Origin of the sequence: Pseudomonas migulae (assembly GCF_043225285.1) — a bacterium.
Classification (GTDB): Bacteria; Pseudomonadota; Gammaproteobacteria; order Pseudomonadales; family Pseudomonadaceae; genus Aquipseudomonas; species Aquipseudomonas migulae_C.
In genome coordinates this window covers 3,123,344-3,148,327 of record NZ_CP171224.1, presented here as the reverse complement: position 1 = coordinate 3,148,327, position 24,984 = coordinate 3,123,344, and the positions used below count along the sequence as shown (strand labels likewise).

The window sequence follows — 24,984 nt, the reverse complement described above, 5'->3', positions numbered from 1 at the left end:
CGCAAAGTCCCCACAAGACTGACCAGTCACCCCTGTCAAGCGCCCGGCCCTACGACTTTGGGCCAAGAGCCACGGAACACAAGGGATACACTGTTCACAATCGACGGAAAAAATGTCTACAATTTTTTCTCAGGGTGTCGCTTGCAGCATCGCCGGATCGGTCAATGGCAGGAGCCAGCGCGCCTGCCCCGGTTTCAATCCACCACGACGCGAACGGTCCACGATCCAGCCCCGCGCCTCGATCTGCTTACCCTGCAGGCGCTCCAGCGCCGTGACATCGAATTGCCCCGTTAAATTGGGTGCAACGCGCAATACAAGCGCGTCCTGCAACTCGATCCAAATACCGCCACGATTGCGCTGAACCTTGCTCACTCGGCCGCTGACCACCGCGAAACCGGACCGATCGATCTGCTCCGCTTTCAGTACAGGCGACTGTCGCCACACGCCGAGCCCGGCCTGCCGCGCACTGCGTTCCGCCGCTTGCTGGCAGGCGACCAGATCGACATTCGGCGCGACCGCCACTTGAAAACCCAGCCCTTCAGCAAGCATCTGCGCTTCGAGGTTGGCGCCATCGGCGCCATAGAGATGGGCAAGGGTGCGACCGTAGTGATCCTTGCCCTCTTTGCCCGCAAGCACGCCGACCCGACCGTCGCTGGCAGCCACCAGGGCTTCCAGACGCTTGCGTGCCGTCACGGCGAAGGGCTCGTCGGAACGGCCCTGCTTGCCGAGCTCAGGCGTATTGAGGCCGATCATGCGCACACTGCGCCCATCGCTCAGGCGCAACGTGTCGCCATCGACCACGCGCTGCACCGCGACTTGCGCCAGGCCACTCGGCACCGGGCAGAAAGCCTGGGCACCCGAGAACCAAATCGCGGACACAAAAAAGGCGCCCGCGAGGGACGCCTTTTTCATCAGTCTGGAGAAGCCGGAACGACTTTCCAAAATGATCGGCCTTAGGCCTTTTTCGCGCCGAAAGCACCGAAACGGTCTGCGAAGCGCTGAACGCGGCCGCCAGTGTCCAGAGTCTTTTGCTTACCGGTGTAGAACGGGTGGCATTCGTTGCAAACGTCGATCGCCAGGGCTTTGCCGAAGGTCGAACGAGTTTCGAACTTGTTGCCACAGCTGCAGGTAACAGCGATGGCTGGGTATTCTGGATGGATATCAGCTTTCATGGTGTCTTCCTCAGGCTGCGTGCCGCCACCCAACACTATTGTTGAATACCGCACGTAATTAGGCCGCGGATTCTACCAGACAATCTCAATCGCGCAAGCTGTCGCTGAGACCGACCGTCTGCTAGGCTCCCGACCCAATACGCGATCCCCTGTAGGAGTGAGCCTGCTCGCGATAGCGGTCTGCCAGTCGCCGCAACGCTGACTGCAAGATTGCTATCGCGAGCAGGCTCACTCCTACAGGTATATGTCACGCCCCCTATTTTTTGTTGATCGAGACCCCCCGCGTGCCCGACGCCATTTTGCGCCTCGCCCTGCCTTCGCCGCTGCGCCGCCTGTTCGACTACCGCGCCCCGGCCGGGGTCGCGCGCGCCCAGTTGCAGCCGGGCATGCGCCTGCGGGTGCCGTTCGGCCGGCGGGAGATGATCGGGATTCTGGTGGAAGTCACCGACACCAGCGAAGTCCCGGCCGACAAGCTCAAGCCGGCCCTGGCCCTGCTCGACGCCACGCCGCCCTTGCCGCCCGCGCTGTTCAAGCTGTGCCTGTGGACCTCGCAGTATTACCAGCACAGCTTGGGCGACACCTTGAGCTGGGCGCTGCCGGTGCTGTTGCGCCAGGGCGAACTGGCTGAAGCGCGCCAGGAACGCTTCTGGTCAGCCGCACCCGGCGCCAGCCTCGATGACCCGCGCATCGCCCGCGCGCCGCGTCAGCGTGAAGCGCTGGCGACCCTGGCCCAGCATCCACACGGTGTCGCGCACCAGTTGCTGAGCAAACTGATGCTGAGCAAGGACAGCCTCGACCTGCTGCTGGCCAAGGACCTGGTCCAGGTCGAGATCCGCAAGCACGCCCCCGGCGCGCGCCATGAACACTGGCTGGCGCAGCCGGAGCTGCCGCTCAATGCCGAACAGCGCGCCGCCTATGAAGCGATTCGCGCCGGTTTCGACAGTTATCACGCCTTCCTGCTGGCCGGCGTCACCGGCAGCGGCAAGACCGAAGTCTATTTGCAGCTGATCCGCGAAACCCTCGAAGCCGGCAAGCAGGCGTTGGTGCTGATCCCGGAGATCAACCTCGGCCCGCAAACCCTGGCGCGCTTCGAGCAGCGGTTCAATGCCCGTATCGCGCTGATCCACTCGGCGGTCAATGATCGCGAGCGCCTCGAAGCCTGGCTCGCCGCCCGGGATGGTGATGCCGACATTATTATCGGCACCCGTTCCGCACTGTTCACGCCGATGAAAAATCCCGGCCTGATCATCATCGACGAAGAGCACGACGGCTCTTATAAACAGCAGGAAGGCCTGCGCTACCACGCCCGCGACCTGGCGCTGGTGCGCGCCCGCCAGGAAAACATCCCGATCGTGCTCGGCTCCGCCACACCCTCGCTGGAAAGCCTGCACAACGCCTACACCGGACGTTACGGCCTGCTGCGCCTGAACGAGCGCGCTGGCGGCGCCAAGCAGCCGCGATTCCTGCGTCTGGACGTGAAGAGCCGTCCGCTGGACAGCGGCATTTCCGGGCCGATGCAGCAAGCCATCGGCCAGACCCTCGCCGCTGGCCAGCAAGTCCTGGTGTTTCTCAATCGGCGGGGCTTCGCGCCGACCCTGCTCTGTCACGACTGCGGCTGGATGTCCGAATGCCAGCGCTGCGATGCGCGGATGACCGTGCACCAACGCTCCGGCGAACTGCGCTGCCACCACTGCGGCTACGTCGAACGCGTGCCCCGGCATTGCCCGAAATGCGGCAAGGTCGACTTGCGGCCCGTCGGCGCCGGCACCGAGCGCGCCGAAGAACGCCTGGCGATTCTGTTTCCGGACGTTCCTGTGCTGCGGGTCGACCGCGACAGCACGTCGCGCAAGGACGCGATGAACCAGCTGTTCGCGACCATCCAGAAAGGCCACCCGTGCATTCTGGTCGGTACGCAAATGCTCGCCAAAGGGCATCACTTTCCACGGGTGACGCTGGTGTCGATTCTTGATGCCGACGGCGGCCTGTTCTCCGGCGACTTCCGCGCCAGCGAGCGCATGGCGCAACTGATCGTCCAGGTCGCCGGCCGCGCCGGACGGGCGGAAGAGCCGGGCAGAGTGATCATCCAGACGCACCTGGCCGACCATCCGTTGCTGGTGCAACTGACTGAACAAGGCTATTTCGCTTTTGCCGAGCAGGCGCTGAGCGAGCGGCGCTCCGCGGGTTTACCGCCGTTTGCACATTTGGCATTGCTGCGGGCCGAAGCGCATAAACCGGGGCAGGCTGAAGGTTTCCTCGACGAAGCGTGCAGCGAGGCCGAGCGTTTGCTGGCCGAACAGAACCTGACCGGGATCGAATTGCTCGGGCCGGTGCCGGCACCGATGGAACGTCGGGCCGGGCGTTATCGGGCGCAATTGTTGTTGCAGGCGACGGCCCGGGCGCCGCTGCATCGGTTGCTGGCCAGCTGGTTGCTGGTGCTGGAGCAGATGCCGAGCGGACGGGCGGTGCGCTGGTCTCTGGATGTCGATCCTGTGGATTTGTATTGATTAATCCATCGCCTCTGTAGGAGCGAGCTTGCTCGCGATGAACCTGAGGTCGCCGCGTTTATTCAGAAAAAACGCGTCATCGTTAACCTCCATCGCGAGCAAGCTCGCTCCTACAGCAAAAGGTCTATTTGTCACCACATATCCACAACCTGCCCGCTATAGTTGGCAAGCCCGCCTTCGCAACGGATAATGCCCAGTTTTTCCACCAGCGCATCGAAGCGCCGCCGCGCTTGCGGTCGAAAGAGAAGACCATGAAAGACACCATTCGCCAGCTGATCCAACAAGCCATCACCCAACTCGTCAACGAAGGTGTGTTGCCTGAAGGCCTGTCGCCGGCGATCCAGGTGGAAAACTCCCGTGACAAGAAAAACGGCGATTTCGCCAGCAACATCGCGATGATGCTGGCCAAGCCAGCCGGCATGAAGCCGCGCGATCTGGCTGAGAAAATCATCGCCGCGCTGCCCGCCGACGAAAACGTCTCCAAGACCGAAATCGCCGGCCCGGGCTTCCTGAACTTCTTCCAGAACACCGACGCCCTGGCCTCGCGCCTCGACGCCGCCCTGGCCGACGAACACATCGGCGTGCGCAAGGCCGGCCCGGCGCAACGTACCGTGGTCGACCTGTCGGCACCGAACCTCGCCAAGGAAATGCACGTCGGTCACTTGCGCTCGACCATCATCGGCGACGGCGTGGCCCGCGTTCTGGAGTTCCTCGGTGACGAAGTGATCCGGCAGAACCACGTCGGCGACTGGGGCACCCAGTTCGGCATGCTGATGGCGTACCTGCAGGAAAACCCGATCACCAGCGACGAGCTGTCGGACCTGGAAAACTTCTACCGCGCCGCCAAGCAACGCTTCGACGAATCCGAAGAGTTCGCCGACCGCGCCCGTGGCCTGGTGGTCAAGCTGCAGGCCGGCGACGCCGACTGCCTGGCACTGTGGACCAAGTTCAAGGACATCTCGCTGTCGCACTGCCAGAAAATCTACGAACTGCTGAACGTCAAACTGACCATGGCCGACGTGATGGGCGAAAGCGCCTACAACGACGACCTGATCAACGTGGTCAACGACCTCAAGGCCGCGGGCATGCTGGTCGAGAGCAACGGCGCGCAGTGCGTGTTCCTCGACGAGTTCAAGAACGCCGACGGCGACCCGCTGCCGGTGATCATCGTCAAGGCTGATGGCGGCTACCTCTACGCCACCACCGACCTGGCGGCCGTGCGCTATCGCAGCGGCAAGCTCAAGGCTGATCGCGCGTTGTATTTCGTCGACCAGCGCCAGGCACTGCACTTCCAGCAAGTGTTCGCTGTGGCCCGCAAGGCCGGTTTCGTGACGCACCCGATGGAAATGGAACACATGGGCTTCGGCACCATGAACGGCGCCGACGGCCGTCCGTTCAAGACCCGCGATGGCGGCACCGTGAAGCTGATCGATCTGCTGACCGAAGCCCAGGAGCGCGCCTACAACCTGGTCAAAGAGAAAAACCCGGAGCTGGCCGAAGACGAGCTGCGCAAGATCGCCAAGGTCGTGGGCATCGGCGCGGTGAAATACGCCGACCTGTCCAAGCATCGCACCAGCGACTACAGCTTCAACTTCGACCTGATGCTGAACTTCGAAGGCAACACCGCGCCGTACCTGCTGTACGCGTACACCCGCGTGGCTGGCGTGTTCCGCAAGCTCGGCAAAGACCTCAGCGAAGTCGAAGGCCAGATCGTCCTCGAAGCCGCACACGAGCATGAGCTGGCGGCGAAGCTCGCGCAGTTCGGCGAAGTGCTGAACAACGTGTCCGACAAGGGTACGCCGCACATTCTGTGCACCTACCTGTACGACGTTGCCGGCCTGTTCTCCAGCTTCTACGAGAACTGCCCGATCCTCAGCGCCGACACCCCGGCACAAATGCAGAGCCGCCTGCGCCTTGCCGCGCTGACCGGTCGCACTCTCAAGCAAGGCCTGGAACTCTTGGGTCTGGAAACTCTGGAGCGTATGTAAGTTGGCTGCCAAGAAAAAACCTGCACCCAAGCGTGGCGCCAGCCGTTACCAAGCTCCTGCAAAGCAACCGATCCCGGGCTGGCTGTGGATGGCCATCGGCCTGACGGTCGGTGCGTTCATTGTGTTCCTGATGAAGCTGGAGCCCGGCAAGGGCAGCGACAGCGTCAAGCGCGAGAAGATCGAGCAGCAGAAAGCCACCAAGATCGCCGAGGCCAACAAGACCCCGCCGAGCCCGACGCAACCGGTGAAGCCGAAGTACGACTTCTACACCTTGCTGCCGGAATCGGAAGTCATCGTGCCGCCGGATGCCGTGCCGGAGAAAACCCCGCCGACGCCGGCGGTGCCGACCACTCCGGTCACGCCGGCGGAAGCGGCGAAGATCGACACCGCCCGCGCCCAGGCGGCATTGGCCGGCATTACCCCGCCGCCACCGCCGCCCGTGGCCAAGGCCGCGCCGGTGACCAAGTTCTTCTTGCAGGCCGGCTCGTTCCGCAAGGAAGCCGATGCCGACAAGGTGCGTGCGCAGATCATCCTGCTCGGTCAGGCGGTGTCGGTTGAGTCCGGCACAGTGAAGGACGAGACCTGGTATCGGGTGCTGGTCGGGCCGTTCAGCAACCGCGAACAGCTGACCACCGCGCAAAAACAACTGTCTGGCGCCGGGTTCAGCAACCTGCTGTTACAACAACGCCAGAACCGCTGATCCGCGTTAGCGTTCATCGCGAGCAGGCTCGCTCCCACAGGATTTGCGCCAACCCTGTGGGAGCGAGCCTGCTCGCGATTGGCGTCAGCACTCTCACCACACATCTTCGTGTACGCCACCGCTCGTCCCCTCTCCCGCCCCGCAGTTGAAAAACGCCCCACCACCCCCATATGAGTTGGCATAAGGCATTTTCGCCCCGCTGCGTGGAGACTCTCCCTTGACCACCATCGTTTCAGTTCGCCGCCACGGCAAAGTCGTCATGGGCGGCGACGGCCAGGTTTCTCTCGGCAATACCGTGATGAAAGGCAACGCGAAGAAAGTTCGTCGCCTGTACCACGGCGAAGTCCTCGCCGGTTTTGCCGGCGCCACCGCTGACGCCTTTACCCTCTTCGAACGCTTTGAAGGCCAGCTTGAGAAACATCAGGGCCATCTGGTTCGCGCCGCCGTCGAACTCGCCAAAGAATGGCGCACCGACCGCACCCTCAGCCGCCTCGAAGCCATGCTCGCGGTCGCCAACAAAGACGCTTCCCTGATCATCACCGGCAACGGCGACGTTGTTGAGCCTGAACAAGGCCTGATCGCCATGGGTTCCGGTGGCGCCTACGCCCAGGCCGCCGCCAGTGCGCTGCTGAAGAAAACCGACCTGTCAGCCCGGGAAATCGTCGAAACCGCCCTCGGCATCGCCGGCGACATCTGCGTATTCACCAACCACACCCAGACCATTGAGGAGCAGGACTGCGCCAAAGGCGACGAGTAAGTCTGTTTCGGCCCCACGCCACGACTTCATCTTGTTTAAGGTCCGTCAAAATATTATGTCCATGACTCCCCGTGAAATCGTCCACGAACTCAATCGCCACATCATCGGCCAGGACGATGCCAAGCGCGCCGTCGCCATCGCGCTGCGTAACCGCTGGCGCCGGATGCAGCTGCCGGAAGAGCTGCGTGTTGAAGTAACACCGAAGAATATCCTGATGATCGGCCCGACCGGTGTCGGTAAAACCGAGATCGCCCGTCGCCTGGCAAAACTGGCCAACGCGCCGTTTATCAAGGTCGAAGCGACCAAGTTCACCGAAGTCGGCTACGTCGGTCGCGACGTTGAGTCGATCATTCGTGACCTCGCCGATGCCGCCATCAAGCTGCTGCGCGAACAGGAAATGACCAAGGTTCGCCACCGCGCCGAAGACGCCGCCGAAGAGCGCATCCTCGACGCGCTGTTGCCACCGGCACGCATGGGCTTCAGCAACGACGACGCGCCGACGTCCGATTCCAACACCCGCCAGCTGTTCCGCAAGCGCCTGCGCGAAGGCCAGCTGGATGACAAGGAGATCGAAATCGAAGTCGCCGAAGTGGCCGGCGTCGACATCTCCGCGCCACCGGGCATGGAAGAAATGACCAACCAGTTGCAGAACCTGTTCGCCAACATGGGCAAGGGCAAGCGCAAGAGCCGCAAGCTCAAGGTCAAGGAAGCGCTGAAGCTGGTTCGCGATGAAGAAGCGAGCCGCCTGGTCAACGACGAAGAATTGAAAGCCAAGGCCCTGGAAGCGGTCGAGCAGCACGGCATCGTGTTCATCGATGAGATCGACAAGGTCGCCAAGCGCGGCAACTCCGGTGGCGTCGATGTATCCCGCGAAGGCGTGCAGCGCGATTTGCTGCCACTGATCGAAGGCTGCACGGTCAACACCAAGCTGGGCATGGTCAAGACCGACCACATCCTGTTCATCGCTTCCGGCGCGTTCCACCTGAGCAAGCCGAGCGACCTGGTGCCCGAGCTGCAAGGTCGCCTGCCGATTCGTGTCGAGCTGAAAGCGCTGACGCCGGAAGACTTCGAGCGCATCCTCAGCGAACCGCACGCCTCGCTCACCGAGCAGTATTGCGCGCTGCTGAAAACCGAAGGCCTGGCCATCGAGTTCAAGCCGGATGGCATCAAGCGCATCGCCGAGATCGCCTGGCAGGTCAACGAGAAGACCGAGAACATCGGTGCCCGTCGCCTGCACACCTTGCTTGAGCGCCTGCTCGAAGAGGTGTCGTTCAGCGCCGGCGACCTGGCCAGCGCCCATGACGACAAGGTGATCCAGATCGACGCCGGCTACGTCAACAGCCACCTGGGCGAATTGGCGCAGAACGAAGACCTGTCCCGTTATATCCTGTAGGTCATGTGAGACCTGTGTAGGAGCCGGCTTGCCGGCGATGGGGACCTTGAGATCGCCATCGCCGGCAAGCCGGCTCCTACAAGGGACCGCGAGAGTTCCACACTGACGGACATCAGGTCATGACCCAACTCCCCACCGACATCAAACTGCACAAAGCCTCGAAAACCCTGTCGCTGAAATACGCGTCCGGCGAGGAACATCACCTGCCCGCCGAGTTCCTGCGCGTGCACTCTCCTTCCGCCGAGGTCCAGGGCCACGGCAAACCTATCCTGCAATTTGGCAAGATCGGCGTAGGCCTGACCAAAGTAGAACCGGCCGGTCAGTACGCACTGAAATTGACCTTCGACGACGGCCACGACAGCGGCCTGTTCACCTGGGAGTATTTGTACCAGTTGGGCGTGCGTCAGGAAGATCTCTGGAACGATTATCTCGCCGAACTCAAAGCCGCCGGCAAGACCCGCGATCCGAACGAGTCCGTCGTCAAGCTGATGCTCTAGCCCGAGCCTCTCGCGCTTTAGAAGGCATTTTCTAATTTCATCTGTTTGAATGCTTGGCCGTGCGGCCAGTCATTGGCCTGCTTGCGAAAAAAATTAAACTCGGGTAACCAATGGAGCTGGCAAGTTCCCTGCAGTGCCTCTCTGAACTAAAAAGCAGCGATGCAGAATTAACGGTCACCCGAGCAGTAGTACCTGGCATTGGCTGTGTACTGACACAGCTGGACCCTGGTACTCGTCTCAGGACAATGGAGCGTCGTAGATGAGTAACAAGAATAACGATGACTTGAAGTATCAGGCCTCGGAAAACACCTTGGGGCTGAATCCTGTCGTTGGGCTGCGTGGAAAGGATCTACTGGCTTCTGCTCGAATGGTGCTGAGGCAGGCCATCAAGCAACCGATTCACAGCGCCAAGCATGTCGCTCATTTCGGTCTTGAACTCAAGAATGTGCTGTTCGGCAAATCCGAACTGCAACCGACCAGCGATGACCGTCGCTTCGCCGATCCCGCCTGGAGCCAGAACCCGCTCTACAAACGTTACCTGCAAACTTACCTGGCGTGGCGCAAGGAACTCCACGACTGGATCGACGACAGCAACCTCGGGCCCAAGGATGTGGCGCGTGGGCATTTCGTGATCAACCTCATGACCGAAGCCATGGCCCCGACCAACACGGCGGCCAACCCGGCAGCGGTCAAACGCTTCTTCGAAACCGGTGGCAAGAGCCTGCTCGACGGCCTCTCGCACCTGGCCAAGGACATGGTGCACAACGGCGGCATGCCGAGCCAGGTCAACATGGGCGCGTTCGAGGTCGGCAAGAGCCTGGGTGTGACCGAAGGCGCGGTGGTGTTCCGCAACGACGTGCTGGAGCTGATCCAGTACCGGCCGACCACCGAACAAGTGCACGAACGCCCCCTGCTGGTCGTACCGCCGCAGATCAACAAGTTCTACGTTTTCGACCTGAGCCCGGACAAGAGCCTGGCGCGTTTCTGCCTGCGCAATCACGTGCAGACTTTCATCATCAGCTGGCGCAACCCGACCAAGGAACAGCGCGAGTGGGGCCTCTCGACCTACATCGAGGCGCTCAAGGAAGCGGTCGACGTGGTCACCGCGATCACCGGCAGCAAAGACGTGAACATGCTCGGCGCCTGCTCCGGCGGCATCACCTGCACCGCGTTGCTGGGCCACTACGCCGCGATCGGCGAGAACAAGGTCAACGCCCTGACCCTGCTGGTCAGCGTGCTCGACACCACCCTGGACAGCGACGTCGCGCTGTTCGTCGACGAGCAGACCCTGGAAGCCGCCAAGCGCCACTCCTATCAGGCCGGTGTGCTCGAAGGGCGCGACATGGCGAAAGTGTTCGCCTGGATGCGTCCCAACGACCTGATCTGGAACTACTGGGTGAACAACTACCTGCTCGGCAACGAGCCACCGGTGTTCGACATCCTGTTCTGGAACAACGACACCACCCGGTTGCCGGCAGCGTTCCACGGTGACCTGATCGAGATGTTCAAAAACAACCCGCTGATCCGTCCGAACGCACTGGAAGTGTGCGGCACCGCGATCGACCTGAAACAGGTCACGGCCGACATCTTTTCCCTGGCCGGCACCAACGACCACATCACGCCGTGGAAGTCCTGCTACAAGTCGGCGCAACTGTTCGGTGGCAAGGTCGAATTCGTACTGTCCAGCAGCGGACATATCCAGAGCATCCTGAACCCGCCGGGCAACCCGAAATCACGCTACATGACCGGCAGCGAAATGCCGGGCAAGGCCGAGGAGTGGCAGGAAAACTCCACCAAGCACACCGACTCCTGGTGGCTGCACTGGCAAGCCTGGCAGGCCGAGCGTTCGGGCGAACTGAAAAAATCCCCGGTGAAACTGGGCAACAAGGCTTATCCCGCGGGCGAAGCTGCACCGGGCACTTACGTACATGAGCGGTAACTGACACCCCGGCCACCTGTAGGAGCGAGCTTGCTCGCGATGGACGTCAACGATAACGCGCGCCACCTGATGAACGCGTTGCCCTTTCGTTTTTCGCGAGCAAGCTCGCTCCTACAGGGGTCGGGGACGAATTAACCCACAGGGCCTGAAGCATGCCGCAACCGTTCATTTTTCGTACCGTCGACCTGGATGGCCAGACCCTCCGCACGGCGGTACGCCCCGGCAAGCCTCACTTGACGCCCTTGCTGATTTTCAATGGCATCGGCGCCAACCTGGAGCTGGTGTTTCCGTTCGTCGCGGCGCTGGACCCGGACCTCGAAGTCATCGCCTTCGACGTGCCCGGTGTCGGCGGTTCGTCGACACCGAACCGGCCCTACCGTTTTCCGGGCCTGGCCAAACTCACGGCACGGATGCTCGATTACCTCGATTACGGGCAGGTCAACGTGATCGGTGTGTCATGGGGCGGCGCGCTCGCCCAGCAGTTCGCCTACGACTACCCGGAGCGCTGCAAGAAACTGGTGCTGGCGGCCACGGCGGCGGGCGCAGTGATGGTGCCGGGCAAGCCGAAAGTGCTGTGGATGATGGCCAGCCCACGGCGCTACATCCAGCCGTCGCATGTGATCCGCATCGCGCCGATGATCTACGGCGGCTCGTTCCGTCGCGACCCGACCCTCGCAGCCAGCCACGCGGCCAAGGTGCGTTCGGCCGGCAAGCTCGGTTACTACTGGCAGCTGTTCGCCGGCCTCGGCTGGACCAGCATTCACTGGCTGCACAAGATCCATCAGCCGACGCTGGTGCTGGCCGGTGACGACGACCCGCTGATCCCGCTGATCAACATGCGCATGCTGGCCTGGCGAATCCCCAATGCCCAGTTGCACATCATCGATGACGGGCACTTGTTCCTGATCACCCGCGCCGAAGCGGTGGCGCCGATCATCATGAAATTCCTCGAGGAGGAACGGCAGCGCGCCGTGATGCATCCGCATCCGTCGCCATTGGGCGGCTAGCAGACCCATTGTCGGTCGGCAGGACGCCGCGCCGCGCAACAACCCGTTACAGCGTCTATGGTGTTCTGGTTCGGTGTGTTTGTTTTTGGCCTGAAGACGAAGGAGTGTTGATCCATGCGCGAGAAGCCAGCGAGGGAGTTTTTGCCCACTCCCGCCGCGTTCATCAACGCACAGAGTGCGATTACCGGCCTGCGTGGCCGGGATCTGATTTCGACCCTGCGCAGTGTTGCCGCCCATGGCTTGCGCAACCCGGTGCACAGCGCCCGCCACGCCTTGAAGCTGGGCGGTCAGCTAGGCCGCGTGCTGCTGGGCGAAACCCTGCACCCGACCAACCCGCACGACAGTCGTTTTGCCGACCCGGCGTGGAGCCTCAATCCGTTTTACCGCCGCAGCCTGCAGGCCTACCTGAGCTGGCAGAAACAGGTCAAAAGCTGGATCGATGAAAGCAACATGGACCCGGACGACCGGGCCCGCGCGCACTTCGCCTTCGCCTTGCTCAACGACGCCGTATCGCCGTCGAACACCTTGCTCAATCCGGTGGCGATCAAGGAAATTTTCAACTCCGGGGGCAACAGCCTGGTGCGCGGCATCAGTCATCTGGTCGACGATCTGCTGCACAACGACGGCTTGCCCAGACAAGTGACCAAGCAGGCATTCGAGGTCGGCAAGACGGTCGCCACCACCACCGGTTCCGTGGTGTTTCGCAACGAAATGCTGGAGCTGATCCAGTACAAGCCGATGAGCGAAAAGCAGTATTCCAAGCCGCTGCTGGTGGTGCCGCCGCAGATCAACAAGTACTACATTTTCGACCTGAGCCCGAGCAACAGCTTCGTTCAGTTCGCCCTGAAAAACGGCCTGCAGACCTTCATGATCAGTTGGCGCAACCCGGACGTCCGTCATCGCGAATGGGGCCTGTCGACCTATGTCGAAGCGGTGGAAGAAGCGATGAACGTGTGCCGGGCGATCACCGGCGCGCGGGAAGTGAACCTGATGGGCGCCTGTGCTGGCGGGCTGACCATTGCCGCGCTGCAAGGTCATCTGCAAGCCAAAAGACAATTGCGCCGGGTCTCCAGCGCGACGTACCTGGTGAGCCTGCTCGACAGCCAGATGGAAAGCCCGGCGACGCTGTTCGCCGATGAACAGACCCTGGAAGCGGCCAAGCGCCGCTCGTATCAGAAAGGCGTGCTGGATGGCCGTGACATGGCCAAGGTGTTCGCCTGGATGCGCCCAAACGATCTGATCTGGAGCTACTTCGTCAACAACTACCTGTTGGGCAAGGAGCCGCCGGCGTTCGACATTCTCTACTGGAACAATGACAACACGCGTTTGCCCGCAGCCTTTCACGGCGACCTGCTGGACTTCTTCAAGCACAACCCGCTGAGTCATCCCGGTGGCCTGGAAGTGTGCGGCACGCCGATCGATTTGCAGAAGGTCACCGTCGACAGTTTCAGCGTGGCGGGCATCAACGATCACATCACGCCTTGGGATGCGGTGTATCGCTCGACGTTGCTGCTGGGTGGCGAGCGGCGCTTTGTGCTGTCCAACAGCGGCCATGTCCAGAGCATCCTCAACCCGCCCTCCAACCCGAAAGCCAACTTCGTCGAGAGCGCCAAACTGAGCAGCGACCCACGCGCCTGGTATTACGACGCCAAGCAGGTCGACGGCAGCTGGTGGACGCAATGGCTGAGCTGGATTCAGGAACGCTCGGGCGCGCAGAAGGAAACCCACATGGCCCTCGGCAACCAGAACTATCCACCGATGGAGGCGGCACCCGGTACTTACGTGCGCGTGCGCTGAAACCAACACACCACGGACCGCCCCTCTGTAGGAGCGAGCCTGCTCGCGAAAAACGTTTAGGCAACGCGTTCATCCAGGCAGCACGCGTTATCGTTAACGTCCATCGCGAGCAGGCTCGCTCCTACAGAGTTGGGACCGTGGCAGAACCTGAACATTAAGAAGACTGGATGAAAACCCGCGACCGGATCCTCGAATGTGCCCTGCAGTTGTTCAACCAGAAGGGCGAACCGAACGTCTCCACCATGGAAGTTGCCAACGAAATGGGCATCAGCCCGGGCAACCTCTACTACCACTTCCACGGCAAGGAACCGCTGATTCTTGGCCTGTTCGAACGCTTCCAGGCGGAGTTGGCACCCTTGCTCGATCCGCCGGCCGATGTCGAACTGGCCCCGGAAGATTACTGGCTGTTCCTGCACCTGATCGTCGAGCGCCTGGCGCACTACCGGTTTCTGTTCCAGGACCTGTCGAACCTTGCCGGGCGCCTGCCGAAACTGGCCAAAGGCATACGCAACCTGCTCAATGCCCTGAAGCGCACACTGGCGTCATTGCTGGCGCGGCTGAAAGCCCAGGGGCAATTGGTCAGCGGGACGCAGGCACTGGGGCAACTGGTGGAGCAGATCACCATGACGCTGCTGTTCTCGCTGGACTATCAGCGGATACTTGATCGCGAGGGTGAGGTCAGGCTGGTGGTGTACCAGATCATGATGCTGGTGGCGCCGCACCTGTTGCCGCCGATTAAAGTCGCGACGGAACAACTGGCACTCCAATACCTGGAAGAACACGAGTAACCCTTGCACTGGATAAACACATTCCAATGTGGGAGTGAGCCTGCTCGCGATGGCGTCGGGTCAGTCAACATCAATGTTGAATGACACACCGTAATCGCGAGCAGGCTCACTCCCACAATGACTCTGCGGCGTTCATGGAATCGCGTGCAAACAAAAACGCCCGACCTTTGCAGGCCGGGCGTTTTTTTGAGCCCTGAAAATCAGGACTGACTGGTTGGCGTCGAAGGTGCTGGCGCGGCAGTCGGGGTGGCAGCAGGGGTCGGCGCGGTAGCAGAGTTCGAGCTGCTTACGGCAGGCGCCGGGGTTGCCGGTTTGGCGGCAGCCACTGCTGGTTTTGGTGCTGCGGCTTTCGGTGCCGCCGGTTTTTTCACTGCAGGTTTTTTCGCGGCGGCAGGTTTTGCCGCTGGCTTGGCTGCAGGCTTGGCCGCTGCGGTTTTTGCCGCAGGTTTCGCCGCTGCCGGTTTAGCTGCAGTGGTTTTCGCAGCCGGCTTGGCCGCTGGTTTGGCGGCGGCTTTGGCGGCAACCGGTTTAGCGGCAGGCTTGGCGGCTGCGGGTTTGGCGGCGGCCGTTTTGGCAGCAGGCTTGGCCGCAGCTTTCGCGGCGGGTTTGACAGCCGGTTTAGCGGCCGCTTTTGCCAGTGGCTTGGCAGCGGTTTTCGCCGCTGGTTTTGCCGCCGCGGTTTTCGCTGCAACAGGCGCCACTTTGGCACCGGTAAGTTTTTCGATCTGCTTGGTCAGGGTATCGACCTTGCTGTGCAGCGCTTTCACTTCATTGCGGCTAGGTACGCCCAGGCGCGAAATGGCGCTGTTCAGGCGCTTGTCGAAAGCCCCTTCCAGTTCATCCCACTTGCCCAGCGCACGGTCCTTCACGCCAGTGATGCGCGATTTAGCCGACGAAGCAGAATCCTTTACGTCATCGACTTTCTTGCCGACAGCGCTCTTGGTGAGCTTCTCGGCTTTCTCGCCGTCTTTGACCAATGTATCGAAGAGCTTGCTGCCGTCAGTGTCGATCTTCGAGTACACGCCTAAACCAGCCAGCCAGATTTTGCGGGAGTAGTCTTCGACTTTCCCAATCCACGAGCTGCCTTCTTTGTCAGTATTCTTTTTACCAGCCATCCCGTTCTCCTTAAGATTTACGCGCGACGCGTTCGAGCAATGCCGTCAACTCATCGAGCTTAGCAGACAGTGTCTCAACGTCATGTTTAGACGGAATGCCGATACGATTCAAGGCACTTGCGACACGCGAGTCGAACGCCTTCTCGACCTTGTCCAGTTGAACTTCGACCTTGCCTTTGAACGTGCTCACTTCATTCTTGGCTTCATCGATTTCGGCATTAGCCGCTTCAAGTTTCTCGGCAACTACTTTTTTGCCTTTCTTTTCAACAGTTTGACCAGCCTTGATCAACTCTTGAAAGTACTCGCTGCCCTCTTGGCCAACCTTGGCGTAGGCACCCAGGCCTGCCAGCCAGATCTTGCGGGCATAGGATTTGACGTCGCTCAGAGCAGTTGCAGAAGCGTCGATTTTTTTCTTCAAAATAACTTTGGCCATGGTGCACCTCACGCGCAGAAGGTTTGAGGAACTGCCCGCGAAAGTGTCGGGCTCATGCACAAAGTAGGGAGAAAAATTAGAAACGGCACCCTAACAACTGACATAAAACCTTGAACACACCACAAACAAATGTAGGAGTGAGCCCGCTCGCGATGGCGTTGTATCAGTCGACATTGATGTTGTCTGACACTCCGTCTTCGCGAGCAGGCTCGCTCCTACAGGGGATCGCGCGTCACCGGGAAAACCGGGTTATGCGAGGGCTTTATCGAGCGCCTTTTCGATTTCCGATTTGATCGTGCCGCTCATGGCCGACATCAGCATGCCCAGCTCGACATCGACCCGGATCGAATCCTCGCCGACATGCACGGCGCCTTTCACCCCGGAACGCTTGAGGTTCAGGGTATCGCCGGACCACTGCGGCTCCAGGCCATATTGATCGGACAGCTTCTGCGCCAGCTTGTCAGCCTTCTCGCGGGCCGCTTCCTTGCCCAGGCCGTGGGCACGTTCAACACTAATACGGGCCATCGAATGACTCCTGCTTGATGAATACTTTCCTGAAGCATCTTGACCCCTGCTGCGTCAAAACGTCCCGGCGGTTCTACATCTTACCTTCAGCCTTGCCAAGACAAAGCAGGCCACCGGGATTAGAATGTCCCGCATTCTCTTCTGGTGACAGCGATATGACTGATCAGCGCAAAGGCAGCGATGCCGAACCCACCACTCACTTCGGTTTCAAAAACGTTCCGGAAAGCCAAAAAGCGGAAAAAGTCGCTGAAGTTTTCCACTCGGTAGCCGCCAAGTACGACTTGATGAACGACCTCCTGTCGGGCGGCATGCACCGTCTGTGGAAGCGTTTCGCGATCGAGCTGTCGGGCGTTCGCACCGGCAACCGCGTGCTGGACATCGCTGGCGGTACCGGCGACCTGACCAAAAAATTCTCGCACCTCGTGGGCCCGACCGGCCAGGTGGTATTGGCCGACATCAACGAATCCATGCTCAAGGTCGGTCGCGATCGCCTGCTGGATCTCGGTGTGGCCGGCAACGTCGAGTTCGTTCAGGCCGACGCTGAAAAGCTGCCGTTCCCGGACAACCATTTCGACTGCGTGACCATCGCCTTCGGCCTGCGCAACGTCACGCACAAAGAGGACGCCCTGCGTTCGATGCTGCGCGTGCTCAAGCCGGGCGGCCGTTTGCTGGTACTGGAATTCTCCAAGCCGACCAACGCGCTGATGTCCAAGGCCTACGACGCCTACTCGTTCGCCTTCATGCCGCTGATGGGCAAGCTGATCACCAACGACTCGGAAAGCTATCGCTACCTGGCCGAATCGATCCGCATGCACCCGAACCAGGAAACCCTGAAGTCGATGATGGTCGAGGCCGGTTTCGACCGCGTCACCTACCACAACATGACTGCCGGCATCGTCGCCCTGCACCGCGGCATCAAGCCCTGATGTTGCTGGCCGGACTGCTCGCCAGCGTTGAACTCGGCCTGAACCGGGTGCTGCGCCTCGACAGCACGGCGCTGCCTCGGCTCGCGCATTTGAGCGGCCGGGTGATTGCCGTCGACTGCCGCAGCCCGGCGTTGCAACTGTACATCCTGCCCAGCGACGAAGGCCTGATGCTCGCTGCCCACTGGGAAACCGGCGCCGACTGCACCTTGCGTGCACCGGCTTCAAGCCTGTTGAAACTGGCGATGAGCAAGGACAAGACTGCGGTCCTGCACGGCCCTGAAGTCGAACTCGACGGCGATAGCGGCGTGCTGCTGGAACTGGCCGCGATCCTTCAGGACCTCGAGCTGGACTGGGAGTACGAACTCTCGCGCTGGCTGGGCCCGGTCGCCACGCAACTGGTCGGCGGTCACCTGCGCAGCCGCGCACGCTGGTATCAGCAAGGATTTGCCAGCCTGGGCCAGAACCTGGGCGAATACCTGGCCGAAGAATCGCGCGCCCTCGTCGGCCAGCGCGAAGCCGAAGCCCGTTTCAGTGAACTGGACCGGATCAAACTTGATCTGGAACGTCTCGAGGCGCGTTTCGAGCGCCTTTCCCGATCCCTCGACCCAAGCGATAACGCATGAAGCTGCTTGCCGTCCGCCGTTTGTTGCGCATCCAGCGCGTTGTGATTCGCTACCGCCTCGATGACCTGCTGTTCGCCCTGCCGCTGCCGTGGTTCCTGCTGGCGCTGCGCTACGTGTTGCCGTGGCGCTGGTTCCCGCGCAAGACCCTGGACCTGAGCCGTGGCGCGCGATTGCGCCTGGCGTTGCAGGACCTCGGGCCGATTTTCATCAAGTTCGGGCAGATCCTGTCCACCCGTCGCGACCTGTTGCCGGAAGACATCGCCGACGAGCTGATGAAGCTGCAGGACCGCGTGCCGCCGTTCGATTCCCAGGTGTCGGTCAAGCTGATCGAAGAACAGCTGGGCAAGAAAATCAGCGAAGTGTTCAGCCGTTTCGACGTCGAACCGCTGGCCTCGGCGTCGGTGGCGCAGGTGCATGCTGCGCAGCTGAAAACCGGTGAAGAAGTCGTGGTCAAGGTGATCCGTCCGGGGCTGAAACCGATCATCGCGCAGGACCTGGCGTGGCTGTTCATCCTCGCCCGCGCCGCCGAAAAACTCTCGGCCGACGCGCGCCTGCTGCACCCGGTGGACGTGGTCAGCGACTACGAAAAAACCATCTACGACGAACTCGACCTGCTGCGCGAGGCGGCCAACGCCAGTCAGTTGAAGCGCAACTTCGAAGGCTCGCCGCTGCTTTACGTGCCGCAAGTCTATTGGGACTGGTGCCGGCCGAAAGTGCTGGTGATGGAGCGCATTTACGGGATCCAGGTCACTGACCTGGCGACCCTCGCCGATCAACGCACCGACATGAAGATGCTAGCCGAACGCGGTGTGGAGATCTTCTTCACCCAGGTGTTCCGCGACAGTTTCTTCCACGCCGACATGCATCCGGGCAACATCTTCGTCAGCACCGTCAACCCGTGGAGCCCGCAGTACATTGCGATCGACTGCGGCATCGTCGGCAGCCTCACCCCGGAAGACCAGGATTATCTGGCGCGCAACCTGTTCGCGTTCTTCAAGCGCGATTACCGGCGTGTGGCGCAATTGCACATCGACTCGGGCTGGGTGCCGGCGGAAACCAAACTCAACGAATTCGAAGCGGCAATCCGCACCGTGTGCGAGCCGATCTTCGAAAAACCGTTAAAAGATATTTCATTCGGCCAGGTGCTGATGCGCCTGTTCCAGACCGCGAGACGCTTCAACATGGAAGTGCAGCCGCAGCTGGTGCTGCTGCAAAAAACCCTGTTGAACATCGAGGGCCTGGGCCGCCAGCTGTACCCGGACCTCGATCTGTGGAACACCGCGCAGCCGTTCCTCGAGCGCTGGATGCGCGAGCGCGTCAGCCCCAAAGCCTTGCTCGGCAACGTGCAGAGCCAGTTCGAGCAACTGCCGCACCTGGCCAACATGGCCCGCGACCTGCTCGAACGTATGTCCCAGCCTCACGCCTACGACCCGCCGCCACCGTGGCATCGACGCCGGGACGACTGGTTCCTGCGCCTGCTCGGCACCGCGCATCTGGCGGGCGGCGCGATACTCGCCGCTGGCGGGCCGTTGAATGAACTGGCTTACTGGCCGGCGGGAATCATGATGGCGGTCGGTTTGTATCTGGTCGTTCGCCGATAGCCAGTTGTGTCGCGCACTGGCACACTGTTTCAACGCTGGGTTCTACTCATGAAGTGTGGAACCCGTTGTCGGAGTCGAAGATGAAAAACTGGCTGGACGAGATCAAGTGGGACGCTGACGGCCTAGTGCCGGCGATTGCCCAGGATCACAAGACCGGGCGCGTCCTGATGATGGCCTGGATGAACCGCGAAGCGCTGGAACTGACCGCCGCCGAGAACCGCGCCATTTACTGGTCGCGTTCCCGTGGCAAGCTGTGGCGCAAGGGCGAAGAGTCCGGCCACGTGCAGACCCTGCACGAGATGCGCCTGGACTGCGATGCCGACGTCATCATCCTGATGGTCGAGCAAATCGGCGACATCGCCTGCCATACCGGCCGTCAGAGCTGCTTCTACCGCGTGTTCGAGAACGGCGACTGGAAAACCGTCGACCCTGTTCTGAAAGACCCGCACGCCATCTATTCCGCAGGACATACCCATGAGTGACACCCTGACCCGTCTGGCCGAGGTGCTGGAAGAGCGCAAAGGCGCCGCTGCCGACAGCTCGTATGTCGCCAGCCTGTACCACAAGGGCTTGAACAAGATTCTGGAAAAAGTCGGCGAAGAGTCTGTCGAGACCATCATTGCAGCCAAGGACGCCGCCATCAGCGGCGACTGCAGCGATGTGATCTACGAGACTGCCGATTTGTGGTTCCACAGCATGGTCATGCTCGCCCAGTTGGGGCAGCATCCTCAGGCTGTACTCGATGAACTGGACCGTCGTTTCGGTCTGTCCGGACACGCCGAGAAAGCCTCGCGCCCGTCCGCCTGAACAACTATTAGAGAGGAGCAGCGACATGGGCATTTTTGACTGGAAACACTGGATCGTCATCCTGGTGGTAGTCGTGCTGGTATTCGGCACCAAGAAACTGAAAAACCTCGGCACTGACGTCGGCGAATCGATCAAGGGCTTCAAGAAAGCCATGAACGACGACGAAAAACCGGCCGATCCAACCGTGACCCCGGCCCAGCCTGTGCCACCGGTTCAGCCACAGCAGTCCGTGAACCAGCCGCACACCATCGACGTGCAGGCGCAAAAAGTCGAAGAGCCGATCCGCAAAGACGTGTGAGCACTGACTAATGTTTGGTATCAGCTTCTCTGAACTGCTGCTTGTCGGCCTCGTGGCCCTGCTGGTGCTGGGTCCCGAGCGTCTGCCGGGTGCAGCGCGCACCGCCGGCCTGTGGATCGGTCGCCTGAAGCGCAGCTTCAACGCGATCAAACAGGAAGTTGAACGTGAAATCGGTGCCGACGAGATTCGTCGGCAACTGCACAACGAGCACATTCTGTCGCTGGAACAGGAGGCCCGGAAGATTTTCACGCCAACCCAGCAGGAAGCCACGCCGGTTCAACCGATTGAACCGGTGGCGGAGCAGACGATTCATGCGCCGGTGGTAGACGCCGCGCCTGTCGCTGCACCGGCGGACGCAGTGAAAGCTGCTGAACCCGCTCCCGTTGTGGCTCATGCAGACCCCGTTGCTCCAGTCGCCGCGCCGATCACGCCGGCTCCTCATGACACCCCTTTGCCGCCGCGAGCCCCATGAGCGATCTCCCAGAAAACGACCAGCACATGCCGCTGGTTTCGCACCTCACCGAGTTGCGTACCCGTCTGCTGCGCTGTGTAGCGGCGATCTTCATCATCTTTGCCGGGTTGTTCGCCTTCACCCAGCAGATCTACACCTTCGTCTCCACACCGCTGCGGCAGTACCTGCCGGTGGGCGCGACGATGATTGCCACCGACGTGTCGTCGCCGTTCCTGACGCCGCTGAAGCTGACCATGATGGTTTCGCTGTTCCTGGCCATCCCGGTGATCCTGCACCAGATCTGGGGCTTCATCGCGCCAGGCCTGTACAAGCATGAGAAGCGCATCGCGGTGCCGTTGCTGATCTCGAGCATCATGCTGTTCTACGCCGGCATGGCGTTCGCCTATTACCTGGTGTTCCCGCTGATCTTCAAATTCTTCGCCGCCGCCACCCCGGCCGGCGTGGAGATGATGACCGACATCAGCAGCTACCTCGACTTCGTCATGACGCTGTTCTTCGCCTTCGGCGTGGCGTTCGAGATCCCGGTGGCCGTGGTGCTGCTGGTGTGGATCGGCGTGGTCGACGTCAAATACCTGAAGAAAATCCGCCCGTACGTGATCATCGGCTGCTTCGTGGTCGGCATGATCCTGACCCCGCCGGATATCTTCTCGCAGACCCTGCTGGCGGTACCGATGTGGCTGCTGTTTGAAATCGGCATCCTCTTCGGCGGCCTGATCAGCAAGCGTGGCGACCATCCGGACGACCAGCCGGTCGACGATCACAACGACCAGCCGCCAGCGACCCAGGCGTGAACCTGCTGCTCCTCGAAGAGGCCGACTTCATTGCGGCCGACCGGGTGATCCTGCGCGATCGCCGGTTGACGCACATGCAGGAAGTCCACCGCTGTGAAGTGGGTGACAGCATGCGCGTCGGACGTATCGGCGGCCTGATGGGCGCGGCCGAAGTGCTGCGCCTGGACGCCGGTGAAGCCGAACTGCGCGTCACCCTCGACCAGCCTCCACCCGCCAAGCTGCCGCTGACCCTGGTATTGGCCCTGCCACGGCCCAAAATGCTGCGCAGGGTGTTTCAGACCGTGGCGGCCATGGGTGTGCCGCGAATCGTGCTGGTGAACAGCTATCGCGTCGAGAAGAGCTTCTGGCAAACGCCGTTCCTCGAACCCGACGCCATCCGCGAGCAATTGATCCTCGGTCTCGAACAAGCCCGCGACAGCGTGCTGCCGGAAGTGGTCATCGAAAAGCGTTTCAAGCCGTTCGTCGAAGATCGACTGCCCGCCATCAGCGAAGGCACGCTCGGTCTGGTAGGCCATCCGGGCAACTACCCGTCCTGCCCTCGTGGCCTCGACGAGCCGGTGACCCTGGCCATCGGCCCGGAAGGCGGCTGGATCCCCTACGAAATAGACCTGCTGGCCAAGTCCGGCCTGCAACCGGTGCAGCTCGGCGAGCGCATCCTGCGCGTCGAAACCGCCGTCACCGCCCTGCTCGCACGCCTCTTCTAAACACACCATCCCCCCGTGGGAGCGAGCCTGCTCGCGAAGCGGTTGTTCATTCAACAAAGGTGTCGACTGACACACCGCTTCGCGAGCAGGCTCGCTCCTACAGGTCATCCATCCATTCGTCCATCCATAGGGGTATCCCCTACAGATTCTCGCCAGCCAGCCGATACAGCTCTCATAAAACCAACTTGTGGTCCGTGGGAGTTGCAACATGTACCGATGGCTAGCCGAGAAACTGGGAAACGTCAGCGTCAATCGCAAACTGGGTATCGGCTTTGGTCTGGTGCTGCTCCTGACGTTGTTGATCACCTTCACCGGTTGGACCGGCCTGGGTGATGTGACCAGTCGCGGCGACAAACTGGGTTTCATTGCCAGCCTCAATGACCTGACCAAAGACCTGCGCATCGCCCGCCTGGACTACGAAATGCGCCGTGGCGAACAAGGCCCGGGCGCGGTCAACGACCTGCTGGGCCAACTCGAAACCGGGCTGAAAACCGCGCGCACGCTGATCGAACAACCCACCGACACCGCCATGGTCGACCAGCAACTGGCCGCCGTCGCCGAATACCGCCAAGCCTTCGCCGCCATGGTCCAGGCCGGCGCCAACCGCGAAGATGCCCGCAGTAAACTCGGCGCCAACGCCGATAACGCCGTGGCGAAAGTGACTGAAGTCGAGAAAAATCTGCTGCAAGGCGACAGCGTCGCCGATTTCAACAGCGTGGTTGAAATCAGCAAACTGCTGCAGCAAGCCCGTTATCAGGTGCGCGGCTACACCTACAGCGGCAAGGCCGACGCCGAGCAACCGGCATTGGATGCGATCGCCAACGCCCTGAACAGCCTTGAAAGCCTGCTACCCAAACTGCCGCAACAACACACGGCCAACCTGCAGCAGGCCAGCGAATCGTTCAAAGCCTATCGCGCAGCGGTCAGCCAGTTCCGTGACTCGCAAGTGGCCACTGCCGCCGCCCTCACCCGCATGGCGGCCCAAGGCGACATCCTGATCACCGTCAGCAAAAAGCTCACCGCCTCGCAAACCGTCGTGCGTGACACCGACGCCGCACACGCCAAGAACATGCTGTTGCTGGCCACCGCCCTCGCGCTGGCCTTCGGTTTGTTCGCCGCCTGGGCCATCACCCGTCAGATCGTCATTCCGCTGAGTCAGACGCTGAAAGTCGCAGAACGCATCGCCGCCGGCGACCTGACTCAGAACCTCGTCTCCGAACGTCAGGACGAACTCGGCCAGTTGCAGCGCGCCATTCAGAGCATGACCCTGGGCCTGCGCGAACTGATCGGTGGCATCAGCGATGGCGTCACGCAAATCGCCAGCGCTGCCGAAGAACTGTCTGCCGTCACCGAGCAGACCAGCGCCGGGGTCAACAGTCAGAAGGTCGAGACCGATCAGGTGGCGACCGCCATGAACGAAATGACCGCCACCGTGCAGGAAGTCGCGCGCAACGCCGAAGAAGCCTCCGAAGCGGCGGTTGCTGCCGACCAGCAGGCTCGTGAAGGCGACAAGGTGGTCGGAGAGGCCATCGCGCAGATCGAGCGCCTGGCCCTCGAAGTCGGCAATTCCACGGAAGCCATGGGTCATCTCAAGCGCGAAAGCGACAAGATCGGCAGCGTGCTCGACGTGATCAAATCCGTGGCCCAGCAAACCAACCTGCTGGCGCTCAACGCCGCCATCGAAGCCGCCCGTGCCGGTGAAGCCGGGCGAGGTTTTGCGGTAGTGGCCGATGAGGTCCGCAGCCTCGCCCTGCGCACCCAGAAGTCCACCGAGGAAATCGAGGAGCTGATCGTCGGCCTGCAAAGCGGCACCCAGCAAGTCGCGACCATCATGGACAACAGCCGCACCCTGACCGACAGCAGCGTCGAGCTGACCCGCCGTGCCGGTGGCTCCCTGGAAAGCATTACCCGCACGGTGTCGGCGATTCAGTCGATGAACCAGCAGATCGCAGCCGCCGCCGAGCAACAAACGGCAGTGGCTGAAGAGATCAACCGTAGCGTGCTGAATGTGCGTGATGTGTCCGAGCAGACCTCGGCCGCCAGTGAAGAGACTGCGGCATCGAGCGTTGAGCTGGCGCGGTTGGGCACCCATTTGCAGGTGCTGGTGGGGCGGTTCAGGGTTTGAGGTGATTCATTTGCCTCGATTC

General features: G+C 61.5%; 25 protein-coding genes and 1 pseudogene. 21 read left to right on the top strand and 5 right to left on the bottom strand.

Going from position 1 to position 24,984, the window contains the following annotated elements; all coding sequences use genetic code 11:
- Nucleotides 1–129: 129 nt before the first annotated feature.
- Together ACF6ZU_RS14645 and rpmE are read right to left on the bottom strand one after the other, a co-directional pair.
- On the bottom strand, nucleotides 130–912 hold the full coding sequence (locus ACF6ZU_RS14645) for a thermonuclease family protein (protein ID WP_392893544.1): 783 nt from the start codon (nucleotides 910–912) through the stop codon (nucleotides 130–132).
- Nucleotides 913–953: 41 nt separating this feature from the next.
- Entirely contained in the window at nucleotides 954–1,172 is a 219-nt protein-coding gene (gene rpmE, locus ACF6ZU_RS14640; RefSeq protein WP_008025207.1) for a 50S ribosomal protein L31, read from the bottom strand.
- A gap of 284 nt (nucleotides 1,173–1,456) precedes the next feature.
- Here rpmE and ACF6ZU_RS14635 point away from each other — a divergent pair, with 284 nt between their 5' ends.
- From ACF6ZU_RS14635 to ACF6ZU_RS14590, 10 genes are all read left to right on the top strand, one after another.
- Nucleotides 1,457–3,676: a primosomal protein N' gene (locus ACF6ZU_RS14635; protein ID WP_392893542.1), complete on the top strand. Its 2,220-nt coding sequence runs from the start codon at nucleotides 1,457–1,459 to the stop codon at nucleotides 3,674–3,676.
- 251 nt (nucleotides 3,677–3,927) lie between these two features.
- A complete protein-coding gene (gene argS, locus ACF6ZU_RS14630) occupies nucleotides 3,928–5,664 on the top strand; it encodes an arginine--tRNA ligase (protein ID WP_392893540.1) in 1,737 nt (578 codons plus the stop codon).
- Between the two features lies 1 nt (nucleotide 5,665).
- Nucleotides 5,666–6,364 carry an SPOR domain-containing protein gene (locus ACF6ZU_RS14625; protein ID WP_392893538.1) on the top strand — a complete coding sequence of 233 codons (699 nt, stop codon included), beginning with the start codon at nucleotides 5,666–5,668 and terminating at the stop codon, nucleotides 6,362–6,364.
- A 217-nt stretch (nucleotides 6,365–6,581) separates the two neighbouring features.
- Nucleotides 6,582–7,121 carry an ATP-dependent protease subunit HslV gene (gene hslV, locus ACF6ZU_RS14620; protein WP_008025213.1) on the top strand — a complete coding sequence of 180 codons (540 nt, stop codon included), beginning with the start codon at nucleotides 6,582–6,584 and terminating at the stop codon, nucleotides 7,119–7,121.
- Nucleotides 7,122–7,176: 55 nt separating this feature from the next.
- A complete protein-coding gene (gene hslU, locus ACF6ZU_RS14615; protein ID WP_392893536.1) occupies nucleotides 7,177–8,514 on the top strand; it encodes an ATP-dependent protease ATPase subunit HslU in 1,338 nt (445 codons plus the stop codon).
- A gap of 119 nt (nucleotides 8,515–8,633) precedes the next feature.
- A complete protein-coding gene (locus tag ACF6ZU_RS14610) occupies nucleotides 8,634–9,011 on the top strand; it encodes a gamma-butyrobetaine hydroxylase-like domain-containing protein (RefSeq protein ID WP_008025216.1) in 378 nt (125 codons plus the stop codon).
- 259 nt (nucleotides 9,012–9,270) lie between these two features.
- Nucleotides 9,271–10,950 (top strand): class II poly(R)-hydroxyalkanoic acid synthase, encoded by a 1,680-nt coding sequence (gene phaC / locus ACF6ZU_RS14605; protein WP_392893533.1) that lies wholly within the window; start codon nucleotides 9,271–9,273, stop codon nucleotides 10,948–10,950.
- 152 nt (nucleotides 10,951–11,102) lie between these two features.
- On the top strand, nucleotides 11,103–11,957 hold the full coding sequence (gene phaZ / locus ACF6ZU_RS14600; protein ID WP_392893531.1) for a poly(3-hydroxyalkanoate) depolymerase: 855 nt from the start codon (nucleotides 11,103–11,105) through the stop codon (nucleotides 11,955–11,957).
- A gap of 114 nt (nucleotides 11,958–12,071) precedes the next feature.
- A complete protein-coding gene (gene phaC, locus ACF6ZU_RS14595; protein ID WP_392893528.1) occupies nucleotides 12,072–13,754 on the top strand; it encodes a class II poly(R)-hydroxyalkanoic acid synthase in 1,683 nt (560 codons plus the stop codon).
- A gap of 167 nt (nucleotides 13,755–13,921) precedes the next feature.
- Nucleotides 13,922–14,542 (top strand): TetR/AcrR family transcriptional regulator, encoded by a 621-nt coding sequence (locus ACF6ZU_RS14590; protein ID WP_392893526.1) that lies wholly within the window; start codon nucleotides 13,922–13,924, stop codon nucleotides 14,540–14,542.
- Between the two features lie 200 nt (nucleotides 14,543–14,742).
- Here ACF6ZU_RS14590 and ACF6ZU_RS14585 read toward each other — a convergent pair whose 3' ends face one another.
- The 3 genes from ACF6ZU_RS14585 to ACF6ZU_RS14575 form a co-directional block, all read right to left on the bottom strand.
- Nucleotides 14,743–15,657 (bottom strand): phasin family protein, encoded by a 915-nt coding sequence (locus tag ACF6ZU_RS14585; protein WP_392893524.1) that lies wholly within the window; start codon nucleotides 15,655–15,657, stop codon nucleotides 14,743–14,745.
- A 10-nt stretch (nucleotides 15,658–15,667) separates the two neighbouring features.
- Nucleotides 15,668–16,090 (bottom strand): phasin family protein, encoded by a 423-nt coding sequence (locus ACF6ZU_RS14580; RefSeq protein WP_392893522.1) that lies wholly within the window; start codon nucleotides 16,088–16,090, stop codon nucleotides 15,668–15,670.
- A 249-nt stretch (nucleotides 16,091–16,339) separates the two neighbouring features.
- Nucleotides 16,340–16,615, bottom strand: a complete 276-nt coding sequence (locus ACF6ZU_RS14575; protein ID WP_392893520.1) for a polyhydroxyalkanoic acid system family protein — start codon at nucleotides 16,613–16,615, stop codon at nucleotides 16,340–16,342.
- A 155-nt stretch (nucleotides 16,616–16,770) separates the two neighbouring features.
- On the opposite strand from ACF6ZU_RS14575, the gene ubiE reads away from it, so the two are divergent.
- The 11 genes and pseudogenes from ubiE (at nucleotide 16,771) to ACF6ZU_RS14520 (ending at nucleotide 24,962) form a co-directional block, all read left to right on the top strand.
- Nucleotides 16,771–17,541 (top strand): bifunctional demethylmenaquinone methyltransferase/2-methoxy-6-polyprenyl-1,4-benzoquinol methylase UbiE, encoded by a 771-nt coding sequence (ubiE, locus tag ACF6ZU_RS14570; protein WP_007948968.1) that lies wholly within the window; start codon nucleotides 16,771–16,773, stop codon nucleotides 17,539–17,541.
- A complete protein-coding gene (locus tag ACF6ZU_RS14565) occupies nucleotides 17,541–18,164 on the top strand; it encodes an SCP2 domain-containing protein (RefSeq protein ID WP_392893519.1) in 624 nt (207 codons plus the stop codon). The genes ubiE and ACF6ZU_RS14565 overlap by 1 nt, the downstream gene beginning before the upstream one ends.
- Nucleotides 18,161–19,765 carry a ubiquinone biosynthesis regulatory protein kinase UbiB gene (ubiB, locus tag ACF6ZU_RS14560; RefSeq protein ID WP_392893517.1) on the top strand — a complete coding sequence of 535 codons (1,605 nt, stop codon included), beginning with the start codon at nucleotides 18,161–18,163 and terminating at the stop codon, nucleotides 19,763–19,765. The genes ACF6ZU_RS14565 and ubiB overlap by 4 nt, the downstream gene beginning before the upstream one ends.
- 80 nt (nucleotides 19,766–19,845) lie before the next feature.
- A complete protein-coding gene (hisI, locus tag ACF6ZU_RS14555) occupies nucleotides 19,846–20,247 on the top strand; it encodes a phosphoribosyl-AMP cyclohydrolase (protein ID WP_007899278.1) in 402 nt (133 codons plus the stop codon).
- Entirely contained in the window at nucleotides 20,240–20,572 is a 333-nt protein-coding gene (locus ACF6ZU_RS14550; protein ID WP_008047820.1) for a phosphoribosyl-ATP diphosphatase, read from the top strand. The genes hisI and ACF6ZU_RS14550 overlap by 8 nt, the downstream gene beginning before the upstream one ends.
- Before the next feature lie 25 nt (nucleotides 20,573–20,597).
- Nucleotides 20,598–20,870 carry a twin-arginine translocase TatA/TatE family subunit gene (locus tag ACF6ZU_RS14545; RefSeq protein ID WP_150763379.1) on the top strand — a complete coding sequence of 91 codons (273 nt, stop codon included), beginning with the start codon at nucleotides 20,598–20,600 and terminating at the stop codon, nucleotides 20,868–20,870.
- Nucleotides 20,871–20,880: 10 nt separating this feature from the next.
- Nucleotides 20,881–21,342 carry a Sec-independent protein translocase protein TatB gene (gene tatB, locus ACF6ZU_RS14540; RefSeq protein ID WP_392893513.1) on the top strand — a complete coding sequence of 154 codons (462 nt, stop codon included), beginning with the start codon at nucleotides 20,881–20,883 and terminating at the stop codon, nucleotides 21,340–21,342.
- Nucleotides 21,339–22,133 carry a twin-arginine translocase subunit TatC gene (gene tatC, locus ACF6ZU_RS14535; RefSeq protein ID WP_392893511.1) on the top strand — a complete coding sequence of 265 codons (795 nt, stop codon included), beginning with the start codon at nucleotides 21,339–21,341 and terminating at the stop codon, nucleotides 22,131–22,133. Before tatB ends, tatC begins: the two co-directional genes overlap by 4 nt.
- Nucleotides 22,130–22,837, top strand: coding sequence for a 16S rRNA (uracil(1498)-N(3))-methyltransferase (locus ACF6ZU_RS14530; RefSeq protein WP_392893509.1), 708 nt, complete (start codon nucleotides 22,130–22,132; stop codon nucleotides 22,835–22,837). The genes tatC and ACF6ZU_RS14530 overlap by 4 nt, the downstream gene beginning before the upstream one ends.
- A 208-nt stretch (nucleotides 22,838–23,045) precedes the next feature.
- Nucleotides 23,046–24,056, top strand: a pseudogene (locus ACF6ZU_RS14525) (methyl-accepting chemotaxis protein); the annotation flags it as partial.
- 42 nt (nucleotides 24,057–24,098) lie between these two features.
- Nucleotides 24,099–24,962 (top strand): methyl-accepting chemotaxis protein, encoded by an 864-nt coding sequence (locus ACF6ZU_RS14520; RefSeq protein ID WP_392893820.1) that lies wholly within the window; start codon nucleotides 24,099–24,101, stop codon nucleotides 24,960–24,962.
- Nucleotides 24,963–24,984: the final 22 nt, after the last annotated feature.